The organism is Actinomycetospora sp. C-140 (genome assembly GCF_054796175.1).
Window position 1 is genome coordinate 86,470 of the sequence record NZ_JBTWNF010000015.1, and the last position, 18,777, is coordinate 105,246.

An 18,777-nucleotide genomic window follows, 5' to 3' on the forward strand; every position below is an offset into this window, starting at 1 on the left:
GGTGGCACCACTAGGTCGACGCGGCCCGCGTGACGTAGAGCCGCGAGCTCCAGCGCGGGCCGGCGCTGGCGTCGTCGTCGGCGGCCACCACCTCGGCGCCGCAGGAGGCCACGAGCGCCCGCACGTCGGCCTCGGAGGTCCCGTGCATCTCCATGCCGCGCCGCAGGCGGCGCGCGACCGGGGCGGGCAGGGCGCTCAGCGCGAGGCCGGCGGCGGTGCGGGCCGGGGCGGTCGGGATCTGGAAGACGACGACGCCGCCGGGACGGGCGATCCGGTAGAAGGCGCGGACGTAGTCGTGGGCGAGCGCACTCGGCATGTGCTGCAGGACCCGGCAGGTGTAGACGAGGTCAGCCGAGCCGGGCTCGACCACGGCGAGATCCGGGCCGGTCGCGAGGCGGAAGTCGCACGCCGGGGACCCGACGATCTCGCGGGCCTTCTCGAGCATCGTCGGGGAGATGTCGAGGCCGACCACCTCGGCGAAGCCTGCGCCGGCGAGGCCGTGGGACAGACGCCCGGCGCCGCAGCCGAAGTCGACGGCGCGGCCGCGCGCCGGGTCGACCCCCAGCTCGGCGAGACGGGCCATGAGCGTCGCGATCTCGGCGGCGCCGGTGGCCAGGAAGTCCGCGGGCGACCAGCCGCCGCCGGACTTCTCCCGGTCGGTGAGGACGGCCCACATCGGGTCCTCGCGCCCGAGGCGCGTCCAGGTGCGGGAGACCTCGTCGATCCCCGAGTCGGTCCCCGTGTTCGGGTCGGTGGACACCATTCCTCCGGCAGGTCTCGGCGGCGGGCTCAGCGCCCGCCGGCCTTGGCGAAGACGGCCTCGTAGGCGTCGAGGACCGCGTCGACGCTGTAGCGGGTGGCGGCAGCGGCGGCGCCCGCGGCCGCGTCCGGCGGGTCGTCGCGCAGGCGGGCGAGCGCGGCGGTCAGCCCCGGGACGTCGCGCGGGGTGACGACGGCGCCGAACCCGGTCTCCTCGACGACCGTGCGGACGCCGGGCAGGTCGCTGACCAGCGCGGGCACGCCGGCCATCATCGCGACGACCTGCACGATGCCGAACGCCTCGAACGCGTTCACCGAGGTCAGCGCGAACACGTCGAGCGACGCGTAGAAGTCGTCGAGGTCGGCCTCGGGGATGAAGCCGAGCATCTCGACCCGCGGGTCCTCACCGATGTGGGCCCGGACCCGCTCCACCACGCTGCCGCCCGCGACGTCGAGGTAGTCGCCGCCGACGAGCAGCCGGGCCTCGGGGTCGTCGAGGGCCAGGAAGGCGTCGACGAGGTACTCGACGCCCTTCTCCTCCACGATCCGGCCGAGGAACCCGACGTGCAGGCCCTCGCCGCGGCGGTAGGTCGGCCGCCCGGCGCCCCGCGGCGGGCACGGCGGCGGCACCGCAACCATCCGGCCGTCGATCGCCGGCCAGAGGCGGCTGTGCCGGGCGTAGTCCTCGCTCGACACCACCGCGGCCGCCGAGGCGCGCAGGGCCGTCGCGCTCGAGAAGTCGATCGCGCGGTGCTGCGCGGCGTTGACGGCGCGGCGCAGCAGCGGACCGTCGCCGGTGGGGAGTGAGACGTCGCAGTGGTAGGTCGAGACCACCGGTGCCGAGGAGAGCCGCGCGAGGAGGCCGGCCTCGACCAGCGGCAGGTGGAGGTTGACCACCGTCGACCGCGCCATCTCACGCAGCGCGAGCCGCGTGAGGTTGAGCCCGATGGTCCCCTTGCCGACCTTGGCCAGCACGGGGGCCCGGACGACGCGCACGCCGTTGACCACCTCGTGGGTGGGCAGCTCCGGGTCGTGCTTGGAGGCCACCACGCACACGCGCCAGCCGCGGGCAGCAAGGCCCTCGGCGAGGTCACGGGCCACGTTGGTGAGCCCGGAGACGTAGGGGGTGTAGTAGGTCAGGACGATGCACAGGTCGTGGCGCGAGCCGGGGTGCGGGTCGTGCTCCATCACCCTCCCTCCCCGACGCGGGCCGCGCGGTCCTGTCGCGTCCGTCCCGTTCGGCCACTGTAGAGGGGGCCGTCGCGGCGACGGCCCGTGGGCGCGCCCGGGCGGGTCGGTACCGGACGCGCCGCCGTTGCTACCGTGCGTCATCCACCATCCGACCCGGGAGCCCCGGTGACCGCCACCTCGCGTCCGTCGTCGCCCGCCGGCGGGGACACCGGTGACACCGCTCCGTCGGACACCCCGGACCTGCCCGGCGCCCCGGACCTCGCGGGCGGCTGGCGCGCGCGCCGCCCCTCCTGGCCCGCGGTCGCGACGGTGGCGGGGGTCGTCGCCCTCGTGTGCGCGGTGCTCCTGCCGTTGCTCCCGGTGAGCGTCTCGCAGCCGGAGGTCAGCTGGCCGCTGGACCCGGCCGACCCGCGGCCGACCTCCCTGCAGCTGACCACCCAGCGCCCGCTCGCCATCGACGTCCGCGCCGACTGCGACGCGATCCGCGGGGCCGGCGCCTTCGGCACGGACCGCAACGCGGGGGCGCCCGGTGACGGGCTCCTGCTCGCGACCCTGCCGCCGGTCTCGCCGTCCGCCGGGGTCGGCCTGGTGGCCACGGTCCGCGACGACCGGCTCACCGTGATGTCCCGCGGCATCCCCCTCCTGGTGGAGTCCCCGCTGCCGCCCGGGCCGTGTGCGCTCGGCATCGCCGGCGACCTCGGCGGCATGACCGTCACCCTGGACGGCCGCGTGGTCGGCCGCGCCGGACCGGACTCGGTCCCCGACGTGGACGCCCTGGTCACCTCGGTCCCGCCCCGGGCGGGCGGGGCAGGGCTCGGTGTCCGGATCACCGTCGACGACCAGTTCTCGACCTCGCCCACCGGCATGAAGACCGCGGTGACCGTGCTCCTGCTGGTGGCGGTGGCCGTGGTGCTCGCCGCGCTGCGGGAGCGGGACCGCACCGTGCGCGCGGCCCGCTGGGAGGACGGTGGCCTCGCGGCCCACTGGCGGTCACGGTGGCGGGACCGCGCGCGCCGCTGGCGGACGTGGCCGCGCCCGCGCGTGGTCGACGCCGTCGTGCCGGTGCTGCTGGTGCTGTGGACCTTCATCGGCCCGATGACCGACGACGACGGCTACTACGCGGCCATGGCCGCGAACGTGCCGTACACCGGCTACGTCGCGAACTACTACCAGCTGTACAACCAGGGGTTCACGCCCTTCACGTGGATCTACTACGTGCTGTCCTGGTGGCAGGGGGTCGCGGGCTTCAGCCCGGTGGTCCAGCGGATGCCCGCGCTGCTGCTGGGCCTGGCGAGCTGGTTCCTGCTGCGGGCCTACGTCGCCCGCGCGCTGCCCGCCGGCGCAGGCCGCGGGCGGGCGATCGCGCTGCACGCCGTCGTGGCGGTGGCGTTCGTGGCGTGGTGGCTGCCCTACGACGTCGGGGTGCGCGCCGAGGCGGTGGTGGCCACGAGCGTCATCGCGAGCCTGCTGTGCCTGCGGGTCGCCCTCGAGCGCGACCGCTGGATGCTCGCCGCGCTCGCCGTCGGCGTCGCCTCCTTCGGGGCCACCGCGGCGCCGACCGGCTTCGTCGCGCTCGCGCCCCTGCTCGCGATGACCCCGGCGGTGTGGCGGCGGCTCGCCGAGGTGGGTTCGCTCCTGCGGCGGGTGGCGACGTTCGTCGCGCTCGCCTCACCGGGGGCGCTCGTCGGGGTCCTCGCGTTCGCCGACGGGTCGCTGCGCGACTTCGTCCGCGCCCAGCAGATCTTCCTGGGGATGCAGGCGCAGGAGACCTGGTACTCCGAGATCGTCCGCTGGAGCTTCCTGCTCGACGACGGCGGCCCGATGGGCACGTACGCCAAGCGGTACCCCGTGCTGCTCGGCGTCCTCGCCCTGGCGTGCGTGATCGCGCTCGTCGTCCTGGCCCGCACGCGCGGGCTGCGCCTGCCGCCGCGCTTCCCCGCGGCCGGCTGGACGCTGCTGCTGGGCTTCGCCCTGCTGTGGCTCACGCCCAGCAAGTGGACCCACCACTTCGGCACCCTGGCCACGGTCGGGCCGGCGGTGATCGCGCTCGCGGTCGTGGGCGCGCCGGTGATCCTGCGCGACGCGCGCGACCGGACGGACCGGACCGTCGAGCTCGACGAGGCGGGCCGCGCACCGTCCCCGTGGCGCCCGCCGCTGCCGGTCGTGGCCGGCGTCGGGCTGCTGGTCGTGGTGCTCGCCGCCCTGGCCGGGCACGGCGACCACAACTGGCCGTACTCCTGGATGCTCGGGCTCCCCGACGCGTTCACGGTGCCCCGCGTCGCCTTCGTCTCCTTCGACCAGCCGGTGTGGTGGCTGCTCGGCGGCCTCGTGCTCACCGCGCTCGCGGTGCTCGTCGTCCGACGGTGGGCCCCCTCGTGGCGCCCGGTGGGACCCGCCATCGGCGTGTCCCTGACGGCCGCCGCGGTGCTGCTGGTGTCGACGACCTACCTCGTCGGCAGTTTCGTGCTCGCGACCGCCCGCACGGCCGACGGCTACTCCCCGTGGGAGGACGCGGTGCGCGACCCTCTCGCCCACGACTGCGCCGCGGCCCGCCAGATCGACGTCCTCGACCCGGCCACCGCGCGGCCGCTGGCGGCCGTCCCCGGGCTGCCCGCACCCCCGCCCGGGGGTACCTCGGTCTTCCGGCCGGGCGGCTGGTTCCCGTCGAGCCCGCCACCGGCCACCGGCACGGACGCCTGGGGCAGCTTCGTGACCCCGCCGCCCGGGCCCGGCGCCTCCGGCGGCGCGGACGGCACCGTCGGGGGCTTCTCGACGCCCTGGTACTCCATCCCGCCCGACCGGCCGGGCGCGGCGATGACCACCTCGGTGGCGGGACGGACCGGCGGGGGCAACCTGCTGCGCGTCGAGTACGGCCGGGCCGTCGGCGACCGCGTGATCCCCGTGGGCGGGCAGGACCTGGGCATCGACGACGACGGGAGCGCCGTCGACTCCACGGTCTGGCGCTCGCAGCTCCTCGAGGGCCCGGACGGCCCGCCGCCGTCGGCGAACGTGCTCCGGCTGACGGCCGAGGACACCTCGATCGCCCCCGGCGGCTGGCTGGCCGTGACCGCGCCGAACCTGCAGACGTGGCGCTCACTGGAGCAGTACAGCCCGCCCGGCGAGGCCTCGGCGGTGAGCTGGCAGTACGCCTTCCTGTTCCCCTGCCAGCGCAAGCCGGTGCAGGCCCTGGGCATCAACGAGCCGTCGACGCTCGGGGTCGTCTGGGGCGACCGCCCGCTCGCGTACCGCTTCGACGGCATCTGGCAGACCGGGCGTGGCGGGATGTTCGCGCAGAGTCTGCGGGACTCCGAGGTCACCGAGCTGGTGACGCGCCTGAACGTCGCCCCCGACGGAGCGTCCGGTCAGGTCTACCGGCTCGACCCGCTGGTGCCGCTGCAGCCGTCCTACCGGGTCGACCCGCAGCGGGTCGTCGTCTCCGGGTGGGCACCGGCGCCGAACACGACGATGTCCGTGCCGGTCGACCAGCAGGACGCGAGCGGGAAGCCGGCCCCGAACCCCGACGATCCGGCCGAGGTCTCCAACGGCCGGGCGAACTGAGCGCCCGGGGTCCCGTCAGGGGTTGCGCAGCACGAACACCGACGACTCGCCCGTGCCCGGCCGCAGGACCAACCGCCCGGAGAGGAACTGGACGAACGCCGGCACGGCGTGGAGTCCGGCGTCGAGCAGTTTCGGCAGGCGGCCGTAGGGCACGTCCCACAGGCCGTCGGTGCCCTCGCGCTCGACCGCGAAGCCGTGGTCGGTGAGGAACTCCCGCCACTGCGCGTGCGGCTTGAGGTTGATGTGCGTCGGGTCGGCGAAGCCCATCCAGGCCTCCCCCGCGAGCCGGCGGCCGCGGCCCGCCGGATCGGGCATGACCACGAGGGCGTGCCCGCCGGGTCGCAGGATCCGCCGCCAGGTCCGCAGCGTCTCGCTCGCCGTGGCGTCGTCGAGGTGCTCGAGCACGTGGATGGCCGTCAGCGCGCCGAAGGCGTCGTCGGCGAGCCCGGACGGCTGCGTGGTCACGGTCGCGGCCGGCGCGTTCGTGCGGGCGGTGCGGGCCGAGTACTCGGAGATCTCGAAGCCGGCCGCAGGACCGAGCGCGGAGAGCCGGCGCACCAGGTGACCGGTGCCGCAACCGAAGTCGAGGTACGGGCCGCCGGCGGTGTAGCGGCGGACCAGGCTCGTGTACCAGCGCAGCGCGGGACGGTCGTCGGCCTGACCGTTCGCCTGGTAGTACTGCTCGTCGTACTCGGGGTGCTCGCCCGGCTCCGTGCTCTCGCTGGTCACGCCTCGTTCCTCTCGTCCGTGCGGCGGCGTGAGGCCGCCAGGATCAGGCCGCTCGCCACCGCGCCCACCGCGCTGCCCACGAGGAACGCGACCTCACCGGAGAGGATCACGCCGGGGACGAGCCAGAACGTGAGGCCGGCCGCGACGAGGCCGATGGTCCAGCTCAGGGCCACGTCGCGATGCCGCCCGCGGGCCACGTGCACCTGGGTGACGACGACGAGCCCGATGTGGGCCAGCACGCCGCACAGGATGATCGAGAGGTCCAGCCCGCTGATGGTGTAGTCCGGCCCGAACACGAGCGAGACCACCCGGGGCCCGATGAACCAGGTCAGCGGCACCCCGACGGCAGCGATGGCACCGAGCGCCGCGACGCCCTTGACCAGCAGCACCAGCACCTCGCGGCGGCGGTCGGCCGCGATCAGGCGGGTCAGGGTCGGGACGACCGCCGACTGGAGCGGCACGACCATCGACAGCGGCGCCTTGGCCAGGGTGAACGCGGCGACGAACACGCCGGCGGCTGCCTCGCTGCCCTCCCCCGCCTCGGCCACGACGAGCACCGGCAGCCCGTTGAGCAGCAGCTGGGCGCAGACCGAGCCGACGAGCAGCGGCATCGCGTCGCGGGTCAGGCTCCGCACGGTGGCGGGGACCGCGGGCCCTCCGGAGCCGCGCTGCCAGGCGACGGCGCGTCGCCAGGCGCCGGGCAGCTGCGGCAGGTGCGCCAGGGCGATCGCCACGACGAGGGCCCAGCAGAACGCGGACGCCGTCGCTCCGCCCACGATGAAGATCCCGGCGGCGATCCCGAGCCGCACGACGGCGTCGAGCACCATGATCGCTGCGTGGCGCACGAGCCGGTCGGTGCCGATGAGCGTGCCGCGCACGAGGAACTGGCCGGCCGAGACCACGCACAGGGCGACGAGCGCGAGGAGCGCGGACACATCGCCGTCGAGCGAGCGCGACACCACCGGCAGCGTCACCAGCAGCACGGCGAGAGCGATCACTGTGAGCACCGCGGACGTGCCGGCCGCGGCCCGCAGGAGTACCCGGCGGTCGCCAGGCAGGGGCAGGCGGCGCGCGAGCTCCTGCTCGAGCGGGAGGAAGGCCCCGAAGCCCAGCACCAGGGCGAGGGCCCAGAACGACCCGAACGTCGCGTACTCGGCCGGCGGGAGCGCTCGCGCGACGACGGCCAGGTAGACCTGGACGATCAGTCCGGACACGAGGACGCCGAGGCCGGCGGCGCCGACCAGCCTTCTGGCGCCGACCCCGCCGTGTGCATGGTCGCTCACGGCGAGCGACTCCTCACTCGGTGCTGCGATGGCGCGCAGCGTAACCCGCCGAGGTGCCCCCACCCGCGCCGGGCGCGCGGGCGATCAGCCCTCCTGCTCGGCGAGCTGCCGGATCAGGCCACCGTCGAGGACCATCCGGACCTGCCGCTCCGAGAGCTGGTGGCGGAACGTCAGCTCGGTGCCGTCGACCGTCCCCGTGACCTCGCCACCCCCCTGGAGCTGGTCGTGGAGGCCCTCGAACGCCAGCGTCGAGCCCTGGCGCACCTTCTCGCGGTCGCCCTCGCCGGTGAACTCGAGCGCGAGGATCCCGAAGTTGGCCAGGTTCTGCCAGTGGATGCGGGCGAACGACTCGGCGACCACGACGCGCAGCCCGAGGTAGCGCGGGCAGATCGCCGCGTGCTCGCGCGACGACCCCTGCCCGTAGTTCGCACCGCCGACGATCGCGTGGCCGCTGCTGTCCTTGATCTCCTCCGCGTTCGCGGGGTAGTCCGGGTCGATCCGGACGAACGCGAAACGCGCGAGCGCCGGGATGTTGGACCGGTACGGCAGCGCCTCGGCCCCGGCGGGCGAGATGTCGTCGGTCGAGATGTCGTCGCCGACGGCGAGCAGCACCGGCACCTCGAGCGAGTCCGGGAACGGGTCGAACTCCGGCAGCCCCGAGATGTTCGGCCCTTTGACCAGCTCCTCCTGCTGCGCCTCCTCCGCCGGCGGCGGCTCCTCGAGCATGCCCGGGATCACGGTCGGCTCCGGCAGGTCGAGGCCGTCCCACGCGAGGCCGAGCTCGTCGGCGAGCGCCCGCGGGTCGGTGATCTCCCCGCGCAGCGCACTGGCCGCCGCCGTCTCGGGCGAGCACAGCCAGACCCGGTCGTCGACGCCGCCGCCCGAGCGGCCCGGGAAGTTGCGGGGGAACGTCCGCAGCGAGTTCGTGCCCGGCGCCGGTGCCTGGCCCATGCCGATGCAGCCCATGCAGCCGGACTGGTGGATGCGGGCGCCGGCGGCGACGAGCGAGGTCGTGCCGCCCCACCGCGTGAGGTCCACGAGGATCGGGCGCGAGGTCGGGTTGACGTCGAAGCTGACGCCGGTGTGCGTCTGGCGGCCGTCGACGATCCGGGCGGCGATGGCGAAGTCGCGCAGGCCCGGGTTCGCCGAGGAGCCGATGACGACCTGCCCCACGGGCGTGCCGACGACCTCGCGCACCGGCACGACGTCGCCGGGCGAGGACGGCTGCGCGATCAGGGGCTCGAGCTCGGAGAGCTCGATGTGCTCGGTGACGTCGTAGGAGGTCCCCTCCTCGGCGAGCAGCTCGGTGAAGTCGTCCTCGCGGCCCTCGCCCGCGAGGAAGCGGCGCACCGCGTCGTCGGCGGGGAAGACGCTCGTCGTCGCGCCGAGCTCGGCGCCCATGTTGGTGATGACGTGGCGGTCCATCGCGGTCAGCCCCGCGAGCCCGGGCCCGTGGTACTCGAGGATGCGGTTGGTGCCGCCCTTCGTGCCGTGGCGCCGCAGCATCTCGAGGATGACGTCCTTGGCCGAGCACCAGGGCGGGAGCTCACCGGTCAGCTCGATCCCCCAGATCTCCGGCATCCGGATCGAGAGCGGCTTCCCGGTGATCGCGAGCGCGACCTCGAGGCCACCCACCCCGATCGCGAGCATGCCCAGGGAACCGCACGCCGGCGTGTGGGAGTCGGACCCGATCATCGTCTTGCCCGGCGCACCGAACCGCTGCATGTGGGTGGGGTGCGAGACGCCGTTGCCCGGTCGGGAGTACCAGAGCCCGAACCGCCGGCTCGCCGAGCGCAGGTAGGCGTGGTCCTCGGCGTTCTTCTCGTCGGCCTGCAGCAGGTTGTGGTCGACGTACTGCACCGACACCTCGGTGCGCACCCGGTCGAGGCCGAGCGACTCCAGCTCCTGCATCACGAGCGTGCCGGTGGCGTCCTGCGTGAGCGTCTGGTCGATCCGCAGGGCGATCTCCTCGCCGGGGGTCATCTCGCCCTCGACCAGGTGGGACGCGATCAGCTGCTGGGCGACGCCGTGCGGCATCCGAGCCTCCCGGGAACGTGCGGCGGTGACGGGCCGAGTACCCGATCGGCTCGTGGGTCTCCCACCCGGTGGGTCCCCGCGTGACGGTCGCCGGTCGCCGGTTAGCGTGATGTCCGATTCGGGAGGGACGATCCGGACGGCGAGGAGGACGCGGGCGGGTGAGTTCGGACATCCGGTCCCTCGCCCCCGTCGCCGCGGACGACCCGCCACGTCCCGGCCGGCCGACCCTCCGGCGCACCGCCGGTGTCGTGGCGGTCCTCGCGGGCCTGGTCGCCGTGATCGGCGCCCTGCTCCTGCCGTTCGCGCCCGTCGCGATGAGCACCCCGGAGGTCCGCTGGCCGTCCGACCCCCGTGATCCCGCGCCGACGATGCTCATGCTCACCGGCTACGAGCCCGTGACGATCGAGGCGCACTTCAGCTGCCGGGCCGCCCGCGCCGCCGCCGCGAGCCCCGACGGCGTCGTGCTCTCGACGATGGGGCCCGCGTCCCGGGACGCCGAGGACGAGGCGTTGACCGTCCGGTCGCGCGACGGCGTGCTGAGCATCCGCAGCGGCGGTGCCGATCTCTTCACCGGGCCGCTGCCGACGGGTGACTGCGGGTTCGTCGTCGCCGGTGACGACGACGCGATGCGGGTGGAGCGCGACGGAGCGGTGGTCGCGACGGTCCTGACCCGGATGCCGCCGGCCGACCCTGACGAGCTGCCGGACTCGGAGCCCGAGCAGACGCCGATCACTCCCCTGCCCGACGTCGACGCGCTGCGGACCTCGGTGCCGGCCGGGGCGGGCACCACCGCCGACGACCTCTCGGTCCGCCTCGTGCTCGACGACGCGTTCGACCACAGCCCGGCGCCGCTGAAGTCGGCGCTCATCGTGGTGATGGTCGCCGCGCTCGTGACGGGGGCCCTGGCGATGGCGGTGCACGCCCTCGCCGGCCGTCGCGACCCGCGGGGGGCGCGCCACGTGCTGGCCCGGCTGCGGCACCGGATCATGCGACGGATGGGCGCCGCGCCGCGTGGCCTGCGCCCGCGCGCGGTGGACGTGCTGGTGCCGGCCGTCCTGGTCGCGTGGCTCTTCCTGGCGCCGCTGACCGACGACGACGGCTACTACAGCGCGATGGCCGCGAACGTGCCCTTCTCCGGGTACGTGCCGAACTACTACCAGCTGTTCAACCAGGGATACACGCCCTTCTCCTGGCCCTACTACGCGTTGTCGCGCTGGCAGGACGTCGTCGGGGTCGCCCCGGTAGCCCTGCGCCTGCCCGCCCTCCTGCTGGGCATCGGGACGTGGTTCCTCGCCCGGGCGTTCGTGACGTCCACGCCGCTGCTGGGACCGCGCATGCTCTCCGGCCGATGGGCGACCCGCCTGGCCCGTCTGGTGCTCGCCGCCGCCTTCCTCGCCTGGTGGCTGCCCTACGACATGGGCGCGCGGCCCGAACCGGTGATCGCCTTCTTCACGGTGGCCACGCTCGTGGCCGTCGCCGAGGGCGTCGAGCGGCGCAGGCTCGCGCTGCTCGGGCTCGCGGTCGGCCTCGCGATGGCCGGGCTCATGGCCGCACCCACCGGCTTCATCGCGCTCGCACCGCTCGTCGCGGCGACGCCCGCGATCTGGCGGCTCATCCGGGACCGGTCCGCGTCCTGGTGGGAGGTTGCCGGGCGATGGATCCTGGTCGGGGCCCCGGTGGCGGTCGGGAGCCTGCTCGGCTTCGCGGACGGGGCCTACCGCGACTTCGTCCGGTCCCAGGACATCTTCGCCCCGATCCAGCGGGCGCAGACCTGGTACGCGGAGGCGCTGCGCTACGGCGCGCTCCTCGACACCACGTCCCACCACGGCTCCTACGCCCGGCGCGCCGCCGTCGTCGTCTGCGTCCTGGCGCTGCTCTGGTTCCTCGTCCTCGTGGTCGCGGCCCGGGCCCGGGACATCCTCGTGCCCGCGCGTCTGCCGCTGGCCGGCTGGTCGATGGTGCTGGCGTTCGTCCTGCTGCTGCCCACGCCGAGCAAGCCGACCCACCACCTCGGCGCCCTCGCCGGCTTCGGGGCGGTGTTCCTGGCGCTGGTGCTGGTCGACGGCATCCGCCTGCTCGCCGCCCTCGACCGGGACCGCCGGGTGCCGCAGGCCGCGCTCGTCGCCGGCGCCGCCGCGACCGTGCTCGTCGCGGCGCTCGTCTGGCACGGCCGCGACATGTGGCCCTACGGGTGGGGGCTGGGGATGCCGTCCTACGGCGACTACCCGGCGGTGCGCGGGCTCGACCTCGACCAGCCGCTCTGGTGGGCGCTCGGGCTCGCCGTGGTCACCGGCGTCGTGGGGGTCGCCGCGCGCCGGCGCGCTCCGGAGCTGTGCCGGCTGGCCCTCGCCGGCGGTGTCCTGATCACGATCTGCGTCCTGCTCGCCGGAGTCACCGCCTGGACCCTGGGCGACGCGGCGCGGGCCGCGGCACGCACCACCGGCACCTGGTCGCCGCAGGGGGACGCGTGGGCCGACCCCGCGGGCTCCCGCTGCGGGCTCGCGCAGCAGATGGACGTGCTCGATCCCCGCGGCGGTCGGGTGCTCACGCCGTCGTCGGTGTCGACGGGTTCCCCGGCCGGCGGCTTCGTGCCCGGCGGCTCCTACCCCGGCAGCCCGCCACCGCCCGAGCTCCCGCCCGGTACGCCGGTGTGGGGCAGCTTCCTCGTGCCCGCGCCGGGCGCGAACGCCGACGCCCGCACCGGGTCCATCACCACCGACTGGTTCCGGCTCCCGCCCGCGTCACCGGGCAGCGACGTCGTCGTCGCCGTCTCCGGACGCACCGGCGACGACGTGTCGCTCCGGGCCGAGTACGCGCGCACGACCCCCGCAGGCCCCGTGCCGGTGGCGAGCCGCCCCGTGGCGACGCCGGAGGAGTCGGTCGGGTGGCGCACGGTGCCGCTGATCGACGACGACGCGCCGCCCGCCGGCGCCGACATCGTGCGCCTCGTCGCCGTCGACGGCAGCACCACCACCGGGGGCTGGCTGGCGTTCACGGCGCCCGTGGAGCGACCGTGGGTGCCGCTGCAGCACTTCCTTCCCGCGGACGGTGCCGTCGGCGTCGCCTGGCAGATCCGCCCCTTCTTCCCGTGCCTGCGCCAGCCACAGCAGCAAGGGGGGATCACCGAGCCGGCCGTGGCCGCCGTCGGCTGGGGTCCCACCCCGGACGAGGCCCTCGCCGACTGGACGTACGACCCCGACCGCGGGGGCCTGCTCGGACACGCCGAACGGGAGGCGGGAGGCGCGACCCTCCTCAGCACCCGGGTGCGCGGCGTGGGCGACCAGGTCGACGACGTGTGGCTGTTCGACCTCCGACAGCCCTTTCCCACCGGTGGCTACGACCTCACGCGCACCCGGGAGGTCGTCCCCGGGACGCCGTGATCAGCCCGGCTTCGCGGCCGCCTGCGTCACGTAGGTCTCGACGACCTGGCGGGCGTCGTAGACGGTGCGGGCACTGCCCCAGGCGTTGGGGTCGAGCCGGTTGTGGGTCCATCCCCCGGGCAATTGCCGCGTGCCCAGGACGAGGTATCCCACCTCGCGCTGCCAGAGAATCTCCGACTGGAATCCGCGCGGATCGTCCCAGTGCCACGAATAGCCGTAGTCCTCCGACTGCTCGAAGACCTCCACGCCGTCGATCTCCATGGCATCCGCCTCTCCGTCGAGACCCCGCGGTGCAGGTTCCGCGATCTAGGATCGGTGGCCGCCGTGGTTCGCATGCGTGGCAACCGGAGCAATTTCGCACCGGCGCCCGGCGCAACGTCCCGCCGCCGGACGGAACTCGGGTCCAACGAGGTGGAGGAGAACCGTGACGGTCTACGTGTCGCTGCCCCAGATTCCGCTGACACTGAAATTCGAGGAGGACCTCGACACGGTCGTCACCCGCTTCCAGGAACTGATCCGGGACGGAGAGGTCCAACGCTACGCGTTCGCCGACAGCCAGGCGGTGCTCGTCAATTACGGCGTCATCGCCTCGGCGACGTTCTCGGAGGGACCACGCACGCTCGAGGTGTCCGAATTGAACCGGGGACTGTCGGCCCGGATCGACGACGCCTGACCCGGAACCTGCGCCGCCCGGCGCATCCTGATCATCCTTTGTGGTCAACGAGAGCACCGCTCGCCGCACCGCGCGTGACGGACACGACGGTGGCGGTTACGGTACGGAGCATGCAACGGGTGGTAGGGCTGATCGTCCTGGCCCTTGTGCTGTTCTGGATCATCGACTCGCCGGCCACGGCCGCCGCAACGGTGACCAGCATCCTCGCGATCCTGGCGAGCTTCGCCGAGTCGATCATCGACTTCTTCCAGGCCCTCGTCTGAGCTGCACGTCCTCCTCCGCGCGGCCCCACGTGTGAACGTGCGGGGTCGTCGGGCACCCGCGCGCGTCACGGACCCGTGAACACGCGAGAGGAGAACGATGCAGCAGCAGGAGTTCGTCAGTGCGGTCAAGGAGAGCCTCGATCTCCCCGACAACCAGAGCGCCGAGCGCGCCGTCCGCGCCACGCTCACCGTCCTCGGGCAGCGGCTCGAGGGCGGCGAGGCCAAGGACCTGGCTTCCCAGCTCCCCGCCGGGCTGAAGGAGGCCCTGCCGGACGAGGGCGCGGGCGAGCGTTTCGACGTCGACACCTTCTACCAGCGCATCGCGGATCAGGAGGGTGACGGCGTCACCGTCGCCCAGGCCCGGCAGCACGCCCGCGCCATCGCGAAGGGCCTCGAGACCGCGCTGACCGACGGCGAGTGGCGGAACTTCACCAGCCAGCTCCCCAAGGACTTCCAGGACTTCCTCGGCACCGAGCCGGTCGAGAAGCACTAACTGCTCGCGCCAAGGAGCGTCACGGGCTCGCGAGTGCTCGGGACGCGATGTCGACGACGTAGGCGCCGTAGCCCGAGCTGGCCTGGCGTTCGCCGAGCGTCAGCGCCTGCTCGGGGGTGATCCAGCCCTTGACCAGGGCGATCTCCTCGAGGCAGGCGAACCGCACCCCTTGACGGTGTTCGAGGACCTGCACGTACTGGCTGGCCTCGATCAGCGACTCGTGGGTGCCGGTGTCGAGCCAGGCGAACCCGCGCCCGAGGTCGAGCAGCCGGGCGTTGCCGCGGGCCACGTAGGCCCGGTTGACGTCGGTGATCTCGAGCTCGCCGCGCGCCGACGGGGTGAGGCCGCGGGCGATGTCGATCACGTCGTTGTCGTAGAAGTACAGCCCGGTGATCGCCCGGTTGGACCGCGGCCGCGCGGGCTTCTCCTCGATCGAGAGCAGCCGGCCCGCCTCGTCGGCCTCCCCGACCCCGTAGCGCCCGGGATCGCGCACCGGGTAGCCGAACAGCACGCAGCCCTTCTCCGCCTCGAGCCGCGCGCGTTCCTGGGCGAGGATCGTGGAAAAGTTCTGGCCGTGGAAGATGTTGTCCCCGAGCACCAGCGCGGCGGTGTCGTCGCCGACGTGCTCGGCGCCGATGACGAACGCCTCGGCCAGCCCGTTCGGCGCCTGCTGTTCGGCGTAGGAGAACCGCACCCCCAGCTCGCCGCCGTCGCCGAGCAGCCGCTGGAACGCCGGCAGATCGACCGGGGTCGAGATGACCAGGATGTCGGTGATCCCGGCCAGCATCAGCACCGAGATCGGGTAGTAGATCATCGGCTTGTCGTAGACCGGCAGCAGCTGCTTCGAGACGGCGCGGGTCACCGGGTGCAGCCGCGTCCCCGACCCGCCGGCGAGCACGATCCCCTTCACCGGGTGCCGCCGGCGCTGTCCCAGTTGGTGTCGGCGCCCTCGACCACCGGGCTGCGCCCGATCAGCGGACGCCACCACGCCTCGTTCGCGCGGTACCAGTCGACGGTGGCCGCGATCCCCTCGTCCCAGCCGACCTGCGGGGCCCAGCCCAGCTCGGCGCGCAGCTTCGAGGAGTCGAGCAGGTAGCGCCGGTCGTGCGACGGCCGGTCCGGCACGATCGTTTTGTACTCCGGGCCCAGCCCGAGCGCGCCGAGGATCGTGTCGGCGATGCCCTCGATGTCGACCTCGTGCCCGGACCCGACGTTGTAGGTCTCCCCCACCCGCCCGTGGTGGACCACCGCATCGATGGCGCGGGCGTGGTCGTCGACGTGCAGCCACTCCCGGCGGTTCTTCGTCGACGCGTACAGCGGCAACGCCTCCCCGGCCAGCGCCCGGGTGGTGAACAGCGGGATCACCTTCTCCGGGAACTGGAAGGGCCCGTAGTTGTTGGCGCAGTTGGTGATCGTCACCGGCACGTCGTAGGTCAGCCCGTAGGCCCGCACCACGTGGTCGCCGCCGGCCTTGGCCGCGTTGTACGGGGTGCGCGGCAGGTACGGGGAGTCCTCGGTGAACGCTGTGCCCGGGCCATCCACGTCCAGGGGCAGGTCACCGTAGACCTCGCAGGTCGAGATGTGGTGGAACCGCGACACCCCGACCCGCCGCACCGCCTCCAGCAGCCCTTGGGTGCCCATCACGTTGGTCGCGAAGAAGTCCCCGGGTCGCAGGATCGCCAAGCTGTTGTGCGACTCCGCGGCGAAGTTCACCACCACGTCCACCGAGTACGCGCGCAGCAGGTACTCCACCAGCTCGGTGTTCGCGATCGAACCGTGGACGAACTCCACCCCGTCCAGGCCCTCGACATTGCCCCGCACCCCGGCGTAGGTCAGCGCATCCAGCGCCACCACCCGGTCACCCGGGTGCGCCGCCCGCCAGTACCGCACGAAGTTCGACCCGATGAACCCCGCCGCCCCGGTGACGAGCGTCGACACGGCGCCTCCTTCGGGTCGTCAGCGCCCGGCTCCCGGGCCGCGCCCCGATGCTGCCACGAGAGGCGCCGCGTCCGACCTCAGAGGGTCGCGCCCGGCCGAGGTGCCGGCGGGGGCGGAGGCGGGGTGGCGCCGGCGTCGGCGTCCTCGCCGCCGGGGAGCTGCACGTCGGTGATGACGACGTTCAGCTCGACGACCGTGACGCCCGCGATCTCCTCGACCGCGCGCGGGATGTGGCGGCGCAGGGCGCGTACCAGCTCGCGGGCGCCGACGCCGTACTCGATGGCGACGTCGACGCCGATGCGGGCGGTCTGCTCCTCGAGCTCGACGCGGACGCCTGCGGTGTTCTCGGTGTTGCCGGTCAGGGTCTGGCGCACGGCCCCGACGGCGCGCGAGGCGCTGCCCCCGAGCGCCGCGACCCCGGGGATCTCGCGCGCCGCGAAGGCGGTCACCTTCTGCACCACCGAGGGGAGCACCTCGGTGGTGCCCTCGACCGTGGTCGGGTCGCCCGCGGCGCCACCGACGGAGGTCGCGGTGGGGGTCGGGCTGTCGGGGGTGCTGCTCGGACGCTGAGCGCTGGTCATGCCCCAGGGGTACCCCGCGGCGCGCGACCGGAGTCCGCCCGATCGGCGGGGTCAGCGGTCCCGCGGCAGCAGCGGGCCGAGCGGACCCAGGTCGAGGTTGAGGTCGGCCGCGGTGAGCCCGAACTGCTCGGTGAGCTCGTCCATCGCCTCGGCGAGGAGCATCAGCGACGTGCCGAGGTCCTCCTCCTCCTGCTCGGTGAGGTCGCCCTGGTCCACCCGCCGGATCGCCTGCCGCTCCATGAGCTGGCGCAGCAGCTCCACGATCGTCAGCACGAGCTTCATGAGATCCCGGCGGACCTCGTCCTTGTCGATCTCGATCCGGTTCGGCCGGTCAACCATCGCCGGACTCCAGCTCCCGCTGGGTGCTGGCTCGCTGTTCCAGGGTCCCCTGACGCTCGACCGGCGCGATCGACGTGATCAGCGCCCGCAGGGAGACCCGCACGAGGTCGACCCCGGCGAGCGAGATCGTCAGATCGCCGGCCAGCACCACGCCGCCGGCGAGGAGCCGGTCGAGCAGGTCGACGAGGGCGACCTCCTGGTCACCGAACAACGACGTGGCCCGCGGCTCGAGCTCCCCGGAGTGCGGTGCCGTCACAGGGCCGTCCCCTCCGGCGCCTGCGCGAAGGAGTACGGCACCCAGGGCCCGGTGAGCTCGACCCGGATCCGCGGGTGGTGCTCGAGGGAGGCGACGATCTCCCGCAGGTCCCCGGCCCGCTCGACCGGCACGAGGTAGGCGCGGTTGAGCACCATCGGGTCGGACTCGCCGGACAGTGTCGCGTCCTGTAGCCGGTGGCTGCGTGACGCGGCGGCGAGAGCCGTGACCGCGGTGTCCACCTCGGCGGCGGCCTCGCGGGCGCCGTCGAGCGCGGTGTCGGTCTCCCGCAGTGCCTGGCGACGCCGGCGCAGGTACTCGGCGCCCGAGCGTGGCTTCTCCTGTTCCGCGGCCGCGGCGGCACCACCGGGACGACCGTAGATCTTGAGACCCCACTCGGCCCGGCCCGACAACTGGTCGAGCACGGCCGCGAACGTCGCGCGCCCGTCGGCGAGGACGGCGCGCACCCGGTCGTCGTCGAAGTACACGGTGGCCAGGGCGAGCGGCGCGACGAGGTGGTCGTGACCGAGGGAGTCGACGACGTGGTGGTGCGCCCGCGCGGTGGCGGCGAGCCACTCGAGGTCCTCGAGGCGCTCCTCCAGCGCCCGCTCCTCGAACTCGCCGCGGTCGACGTCGCTCACCACCGCCAGGACCCCTCCCGCGTCGAGCGTCCGGACGGCACCGCCACCGACGCCCCGGAGTGCCCCGACGGCGTCGGGATCGACGTCCCGGGCGATCGCGTAGACGTAGGTCAGCCTGTCGCTCACCGAGCCGTCCCCCGCTTGCGCTGCTGGCCGGACCGCCGCTTCGCGGGTGCCGGCTCCGGCTCCGGCTCCTCGTCGACGGGCTCGTCGTCGTCCTCGGGCTCTTCCTCGACGTCGTCGTCGATCTCGTCCTCGAGGGGCTCGTCCTCGGGGTCGGCGTCGTCACCGCGGTCGAGGGCCGCCGGCGCCCGACCGTTCTCGAGGGCCTCGAGACGGTCGCGCAGCCGCTGGTTCTCCTCCTCGAGCTCTCGGTGCCCCGACGACAGGGTGGGGTCGCGCTCCCACCAGTCGATGCCCATCTCCTTGGCCCGGTCCACCGAGGCGACGACGAGCCGCAGCTTGATCGTCAGCAGCTCGATGTCGAGCAGGTTGATCTGGACGTCGCCGGCGATCACGATCCCCTTGTCGAGGACCCGCTCGAGGATGTCGGCGAGGTTCGTGCCGTCCCCGCCGCCGTTCTGGCTCGCGGGCTGCCGCCCCTGCTGGGGTGCGGACGGCATCTGCCCGGTCCAGCGCACCGGGTCACTCATGGTCAC

At 74.0% G+C, this 18,777-nt stretch carries 18 protein-coding genes; 5 read left to right on the forward strand and 13 right to left on the reverse strand.

All coding sequences use genetic code 11. From position 1 onward, the window contains the following. Positions 1 to 10 precede the first annotated feature (10 nt). Together ACR9E3_RS23080 and ACR9E3_RS23085 are read right to left on the reverse strand one after the other, a co-directional pair. Positions 11 to 760, reverse strand: coding sequence for a class I SAM-dependent methyltransferase (locus ACR9E3_RS23080; RefSeq protein ID WP_460382925.1), 750 nt, complete (start codon positions 758 to 760; stop codon positions 11 to 13). 29 nt (positions 761 to 789) lie between these two features. Further along, the gene (locus ACR9E3_RS23085) at positions 790 to 1,947 is read right to left on the reverse strand and encodes a glycosyltransferase family 4 protein (protein WP_460382926.1); all 1,158 of its coding nucleotides are present in this window, start codon (positions 1,945 to 1,947) and stop codon (positions 790 to 792) included. Positions 1,948 to 2,115: 168 nt separating this feature from the next. Between ACR9E3_RS23085 and ACR9E3_RS23090 the strand changes: the two genes are divergently transcribed. Then, on the forward strand, positions 2,116 to 5,508 hold the full coding sequence (locus tag ACR9E3_RS23090) for an arabinosyltransferase domain-containing protein (protein WP_460382927.1): 3,393 nt from the start codon (positions 2,116 to 2,118) through the stop codon (positions 5,506 to 5,508). 15 nt (positions 5,509 to 5,523) lie between these two features. On the opposite strand, the gene ACR9E3_RS23095 is transcribed toward ACR9E3_RS23090, so the two are convergent. From ACR9E3_RS23095 to ACR9E3_RS23105, 3 genes are all read right to left on the reverse strand, one after another. Then, a complete protein-coding gene (locus ACR9E3_RS23095) occupies positions 5,524 to 6,237 on the reverse strand; it encodes a class I SAM-dependent methyltransferase (RefSeq protein ID WP_460382928.1) in 714 nt (237 codons plus the stop codon). Beyond that, positions 6,234 to 7,520, reverse strand: a complete 1,287-nt coding sequence (locus tag ACR9E3_RS23100; protein WP_460382929.1) for a lipopolysaccharide biosynthesis protein — start codon at positions 7,518 to 7,520, stop codon at positions 6,234 to 6,236. Before ACR9E3_RS23100 ends, ACR9E3_RS23095 begins: the two co-directional genes overlap by 4 nt. 84 nt (positions 7,521 to 7,604) lie before the next feature. After that, positions 7,605 to 9,557: an aconitate hydratase gene (locus ACR9E3_RS23105; protein WP_460382930.1), complete on the reverse strand. Its 1,953-nt coding sequence runs from the start codon at positions 9,555 to 9,557 to the stop codon at positions 7,605 to 7,607. 158 nt (positions 9,558 to 9,715) lie between these two features. Between ACR9E3_RS23105 and ACR9E3_RS23110 the strand changes: the two genes are divergently transcribed. Further along, complete coding sequence (locus tag ACR9E3_RS23110; RefSeq protein WP_460382931.1) at positions 9,716 to 12,937, forward strand: arabinosyltransferase domain-containing protein; 3,222 nt, start codon at positions 9,716 to 9,718, stop codon at positions 12,935 to 12,937. Here the strand turns inward: ACR9E3_RS23110 and ACR9E3_RS23115 are convergent, their stop codons facing one another. Then, positions 12,938 to 13,198: a hypothetical protein gene (locus ACR9E3_RS23115; RefSeq protein WP_285652818.1), complete on the reverse strand. Its 261-nt coding sequence runs from the start codon at positions 13,196 to 13,198 to the stop codon at positions 12,938 to 12,940. A gap of 163 nt (positions 13,199 to 13,361) precedes the next feature. On the opposite strand from ACR9E3_RS23115, the gene ACR9E3_RS23120 reads away from it, so the two are divergent. From ACR9E3_RS23120 to ACR9E3_RS23130, 3 genes are all read left to right on the forward strand, one after another. Continuing rightward, the gene (locus ACR9E3_RS23120; protein WP_460382932.1) at positions 13,362 to 13,610 is read left to right on the forward strand and encodes a hypothetical protein; all 249 of its coding nucleotides are present in this window, start codon (positions 13,362 to 13,364) and stop codon (positions 13,608 to 13,610) included. A 110-nt stretch (positions 13,611 to 13,720) separates the two neighbouring features. Continuing rightward, positions 13,721 to 13,873, forward strand: a complete 153-nt coding sequence (locus tag ACR9E3_RS23125; protein ID WP_285652814.1) for a hypothetical protein — start codon at positions 13,721 to 13,723, stop codon at positions 13,871 to 13,873. Between the two features lie 97 nt (positions 13,874 to 13,970). Then, the gene (locus tag ACR9E3_RS23130) at positions 13,971 to 14,366 is read left to right on the forward strand and encodes a DUF2267 domain-containing protein (protein WP_460382933.1); all 396 of its coding nucleotides are present in this window, start codon (positions 13,971 to 13,973) and stop codon (positions 14,364 to 14,366) included. Between the two features lie 19 nt (positions 14,367 to 14,385). On the opposite strand, the gene rfbA is transcribed toward ACR9E3_RS23130, so the two are convergent. The 7 genes from rfbA to ACR9E3_RS23165 form a co-directional block, all read right to left on the reverse strand. Continuing rightward, positions 14,386 to 15,276: a glucose-1-phosphate thymidylyltransferase RfbA gene (rfbA, locus tag ACR9E3_RS23135; protein ID WP_460382934.1), complete on the reverse strand. Its 891-nt coding sequence runs from the start codon at positions 15,274 to 15,276 to the stop codon at positions 14,386 to 14,388. Further along, complete coding sequence (gene rfbB, locus ACR9E3_RS23140) at positions 15,273 to 16,304, reverse strand: dTDP-glucose 4,6-dehydratase (protein ID WP_460382935.1); 1,032 nt, start codon at positions 16,302 to 16,304, stop codon at positions 15,273 to 15,275. The genes rfbA and rfbB overlap by 4 nt, the downstream gene beginning before the upstream one ends. 77 nt (positions 16,305 to 16,381) lie before the next feature. Then, entirely contained in the window at positions 16,382 to 16,885 is a 504-nt protein-coding gene (locus ACR9E3_RS23145) for an Asp23/Gls24 family envelope stress response protein (RefSeq protein ID WP_460382936.1), read from the reverse strand. 51 nt (positions 16,886 to 16,936) lie between these two features. Further along, positions 16,937 to 17,224: a gas vesicle protein K gene (locus ACR9E3_RS23150; RefSeq protein WP_460382937.1), complete on the reverse strand. Its 288-nt coding sequence runs from the start codon at positions 17,222 to 17,224 to the stop codon at positions 16,937 to 16,939. Next, positions 17,217 to 17,480 carry a gas vesicle protein gene (locus ACR9E3_RS23155; RefSeq protein ID WP_460382938.1) on the reverse strand — a complete coding sequence of 88 codons (264 nt, stop codon included), beginning with the start codon at positions 17,478 to 17,480 and terminating at the stop codon, positions 17,217 to 17,219. The genes ACR9E3_RS23150 and ACR9E3_RS23155 overlap by 8 nt, the downstream gene beginning before the upstream one ends. Beyond that, positions 17,477 to 18,244: a GvpL/GvpF family gas vesicle protein gene (locus ACR9E3_RS23160; protein ID WP_460382939.1), complete on the reverse strand. Its 768-nt coding sequence runs from the start codon at positions 18,242 to 18,244 to the stop codon at positions 17,477 to 17,479. The genes ACR9E3_RS23155 and ACR9E3_RS23160 overlap by 4 nt, the downstream gene beginning before the upstream one ends. Further along, on the reverse strand, positions 18,241 to 18,771 hold the full coding sequence (locus ACR9E3_RS23165; RefSeq protein ID WP_460382941.1) for a gas vesicle protein: 531 nt from the start codon (positions 18,769 to 18,771) through the stop codon (positions 18,241 to 18,243). Before ACR9E3_RS23165 ends, ACR9E3_RS23160 begins: the two co-directional genes overlap by 4 nt. Positions 18,772 to 18,777 lie beyond the last annotated feature (6 nt).

Coding starts and splice junctions, on each gene's coding strand:
- ACR9E3_RS23115 (WP_285652818.1), bottom strand. CDS start 13,198: ATGGAGATCGACGGCGTGGAGGTCTTCGAGCAGTCGGAGGACTACGGC.
- ACR9E3_RS23150 (WP_460382937.1), bottom strand. CDS start 17,224: ATGGTTGACCGGCCGAACCGGATCGAGATCGACAAGGACGAGGTCCGC.
- ACR9E3_RS23145 (WP_460382936.1), bottom strand. CDS start 16,885: ATGACCAGCGCTCAGCGTCCGAGCAGCACCCCCGACAGCCCGACCCCC.
- ACR9E3_RS23085 (WP_460382926.1), bottom strand. CDS start 1,947: ATGGAGCACGACCCGCACCCCGGCTCGCGCCACGACCTGTGCATCGTC.
- ACR9E3_RS23130 (WP_460382933.1), top strand. CDS start 13,971: ATGCAGCAGCAGGAGTTCGTCAGTGCGGTCAAGGAGAGCCTCGATCTC.
- ACR9E3_RS23165 (WP_460382941.1), bottom strand. CDS start 18,771: ATGAGTGACCCGGTGCGCTGGACCGGGCAGATGCCGTCCGCACCCCAG.
- ACR9E3_RS23105 (WP_460382930.1), bottom strand. CDS start 9,557: ATGCCGCACGGCGTCGCCCAGCAGCTGATCGCGTCCCACCTGGTCGAG.
- ACR9E3_RS23125 (WP_285652814.1), top strand. CDS start 13,721: ATGCAACGGGTGGTAGGGCTGATCGTCCTGGCCCTTGTGCTGTTCTGG.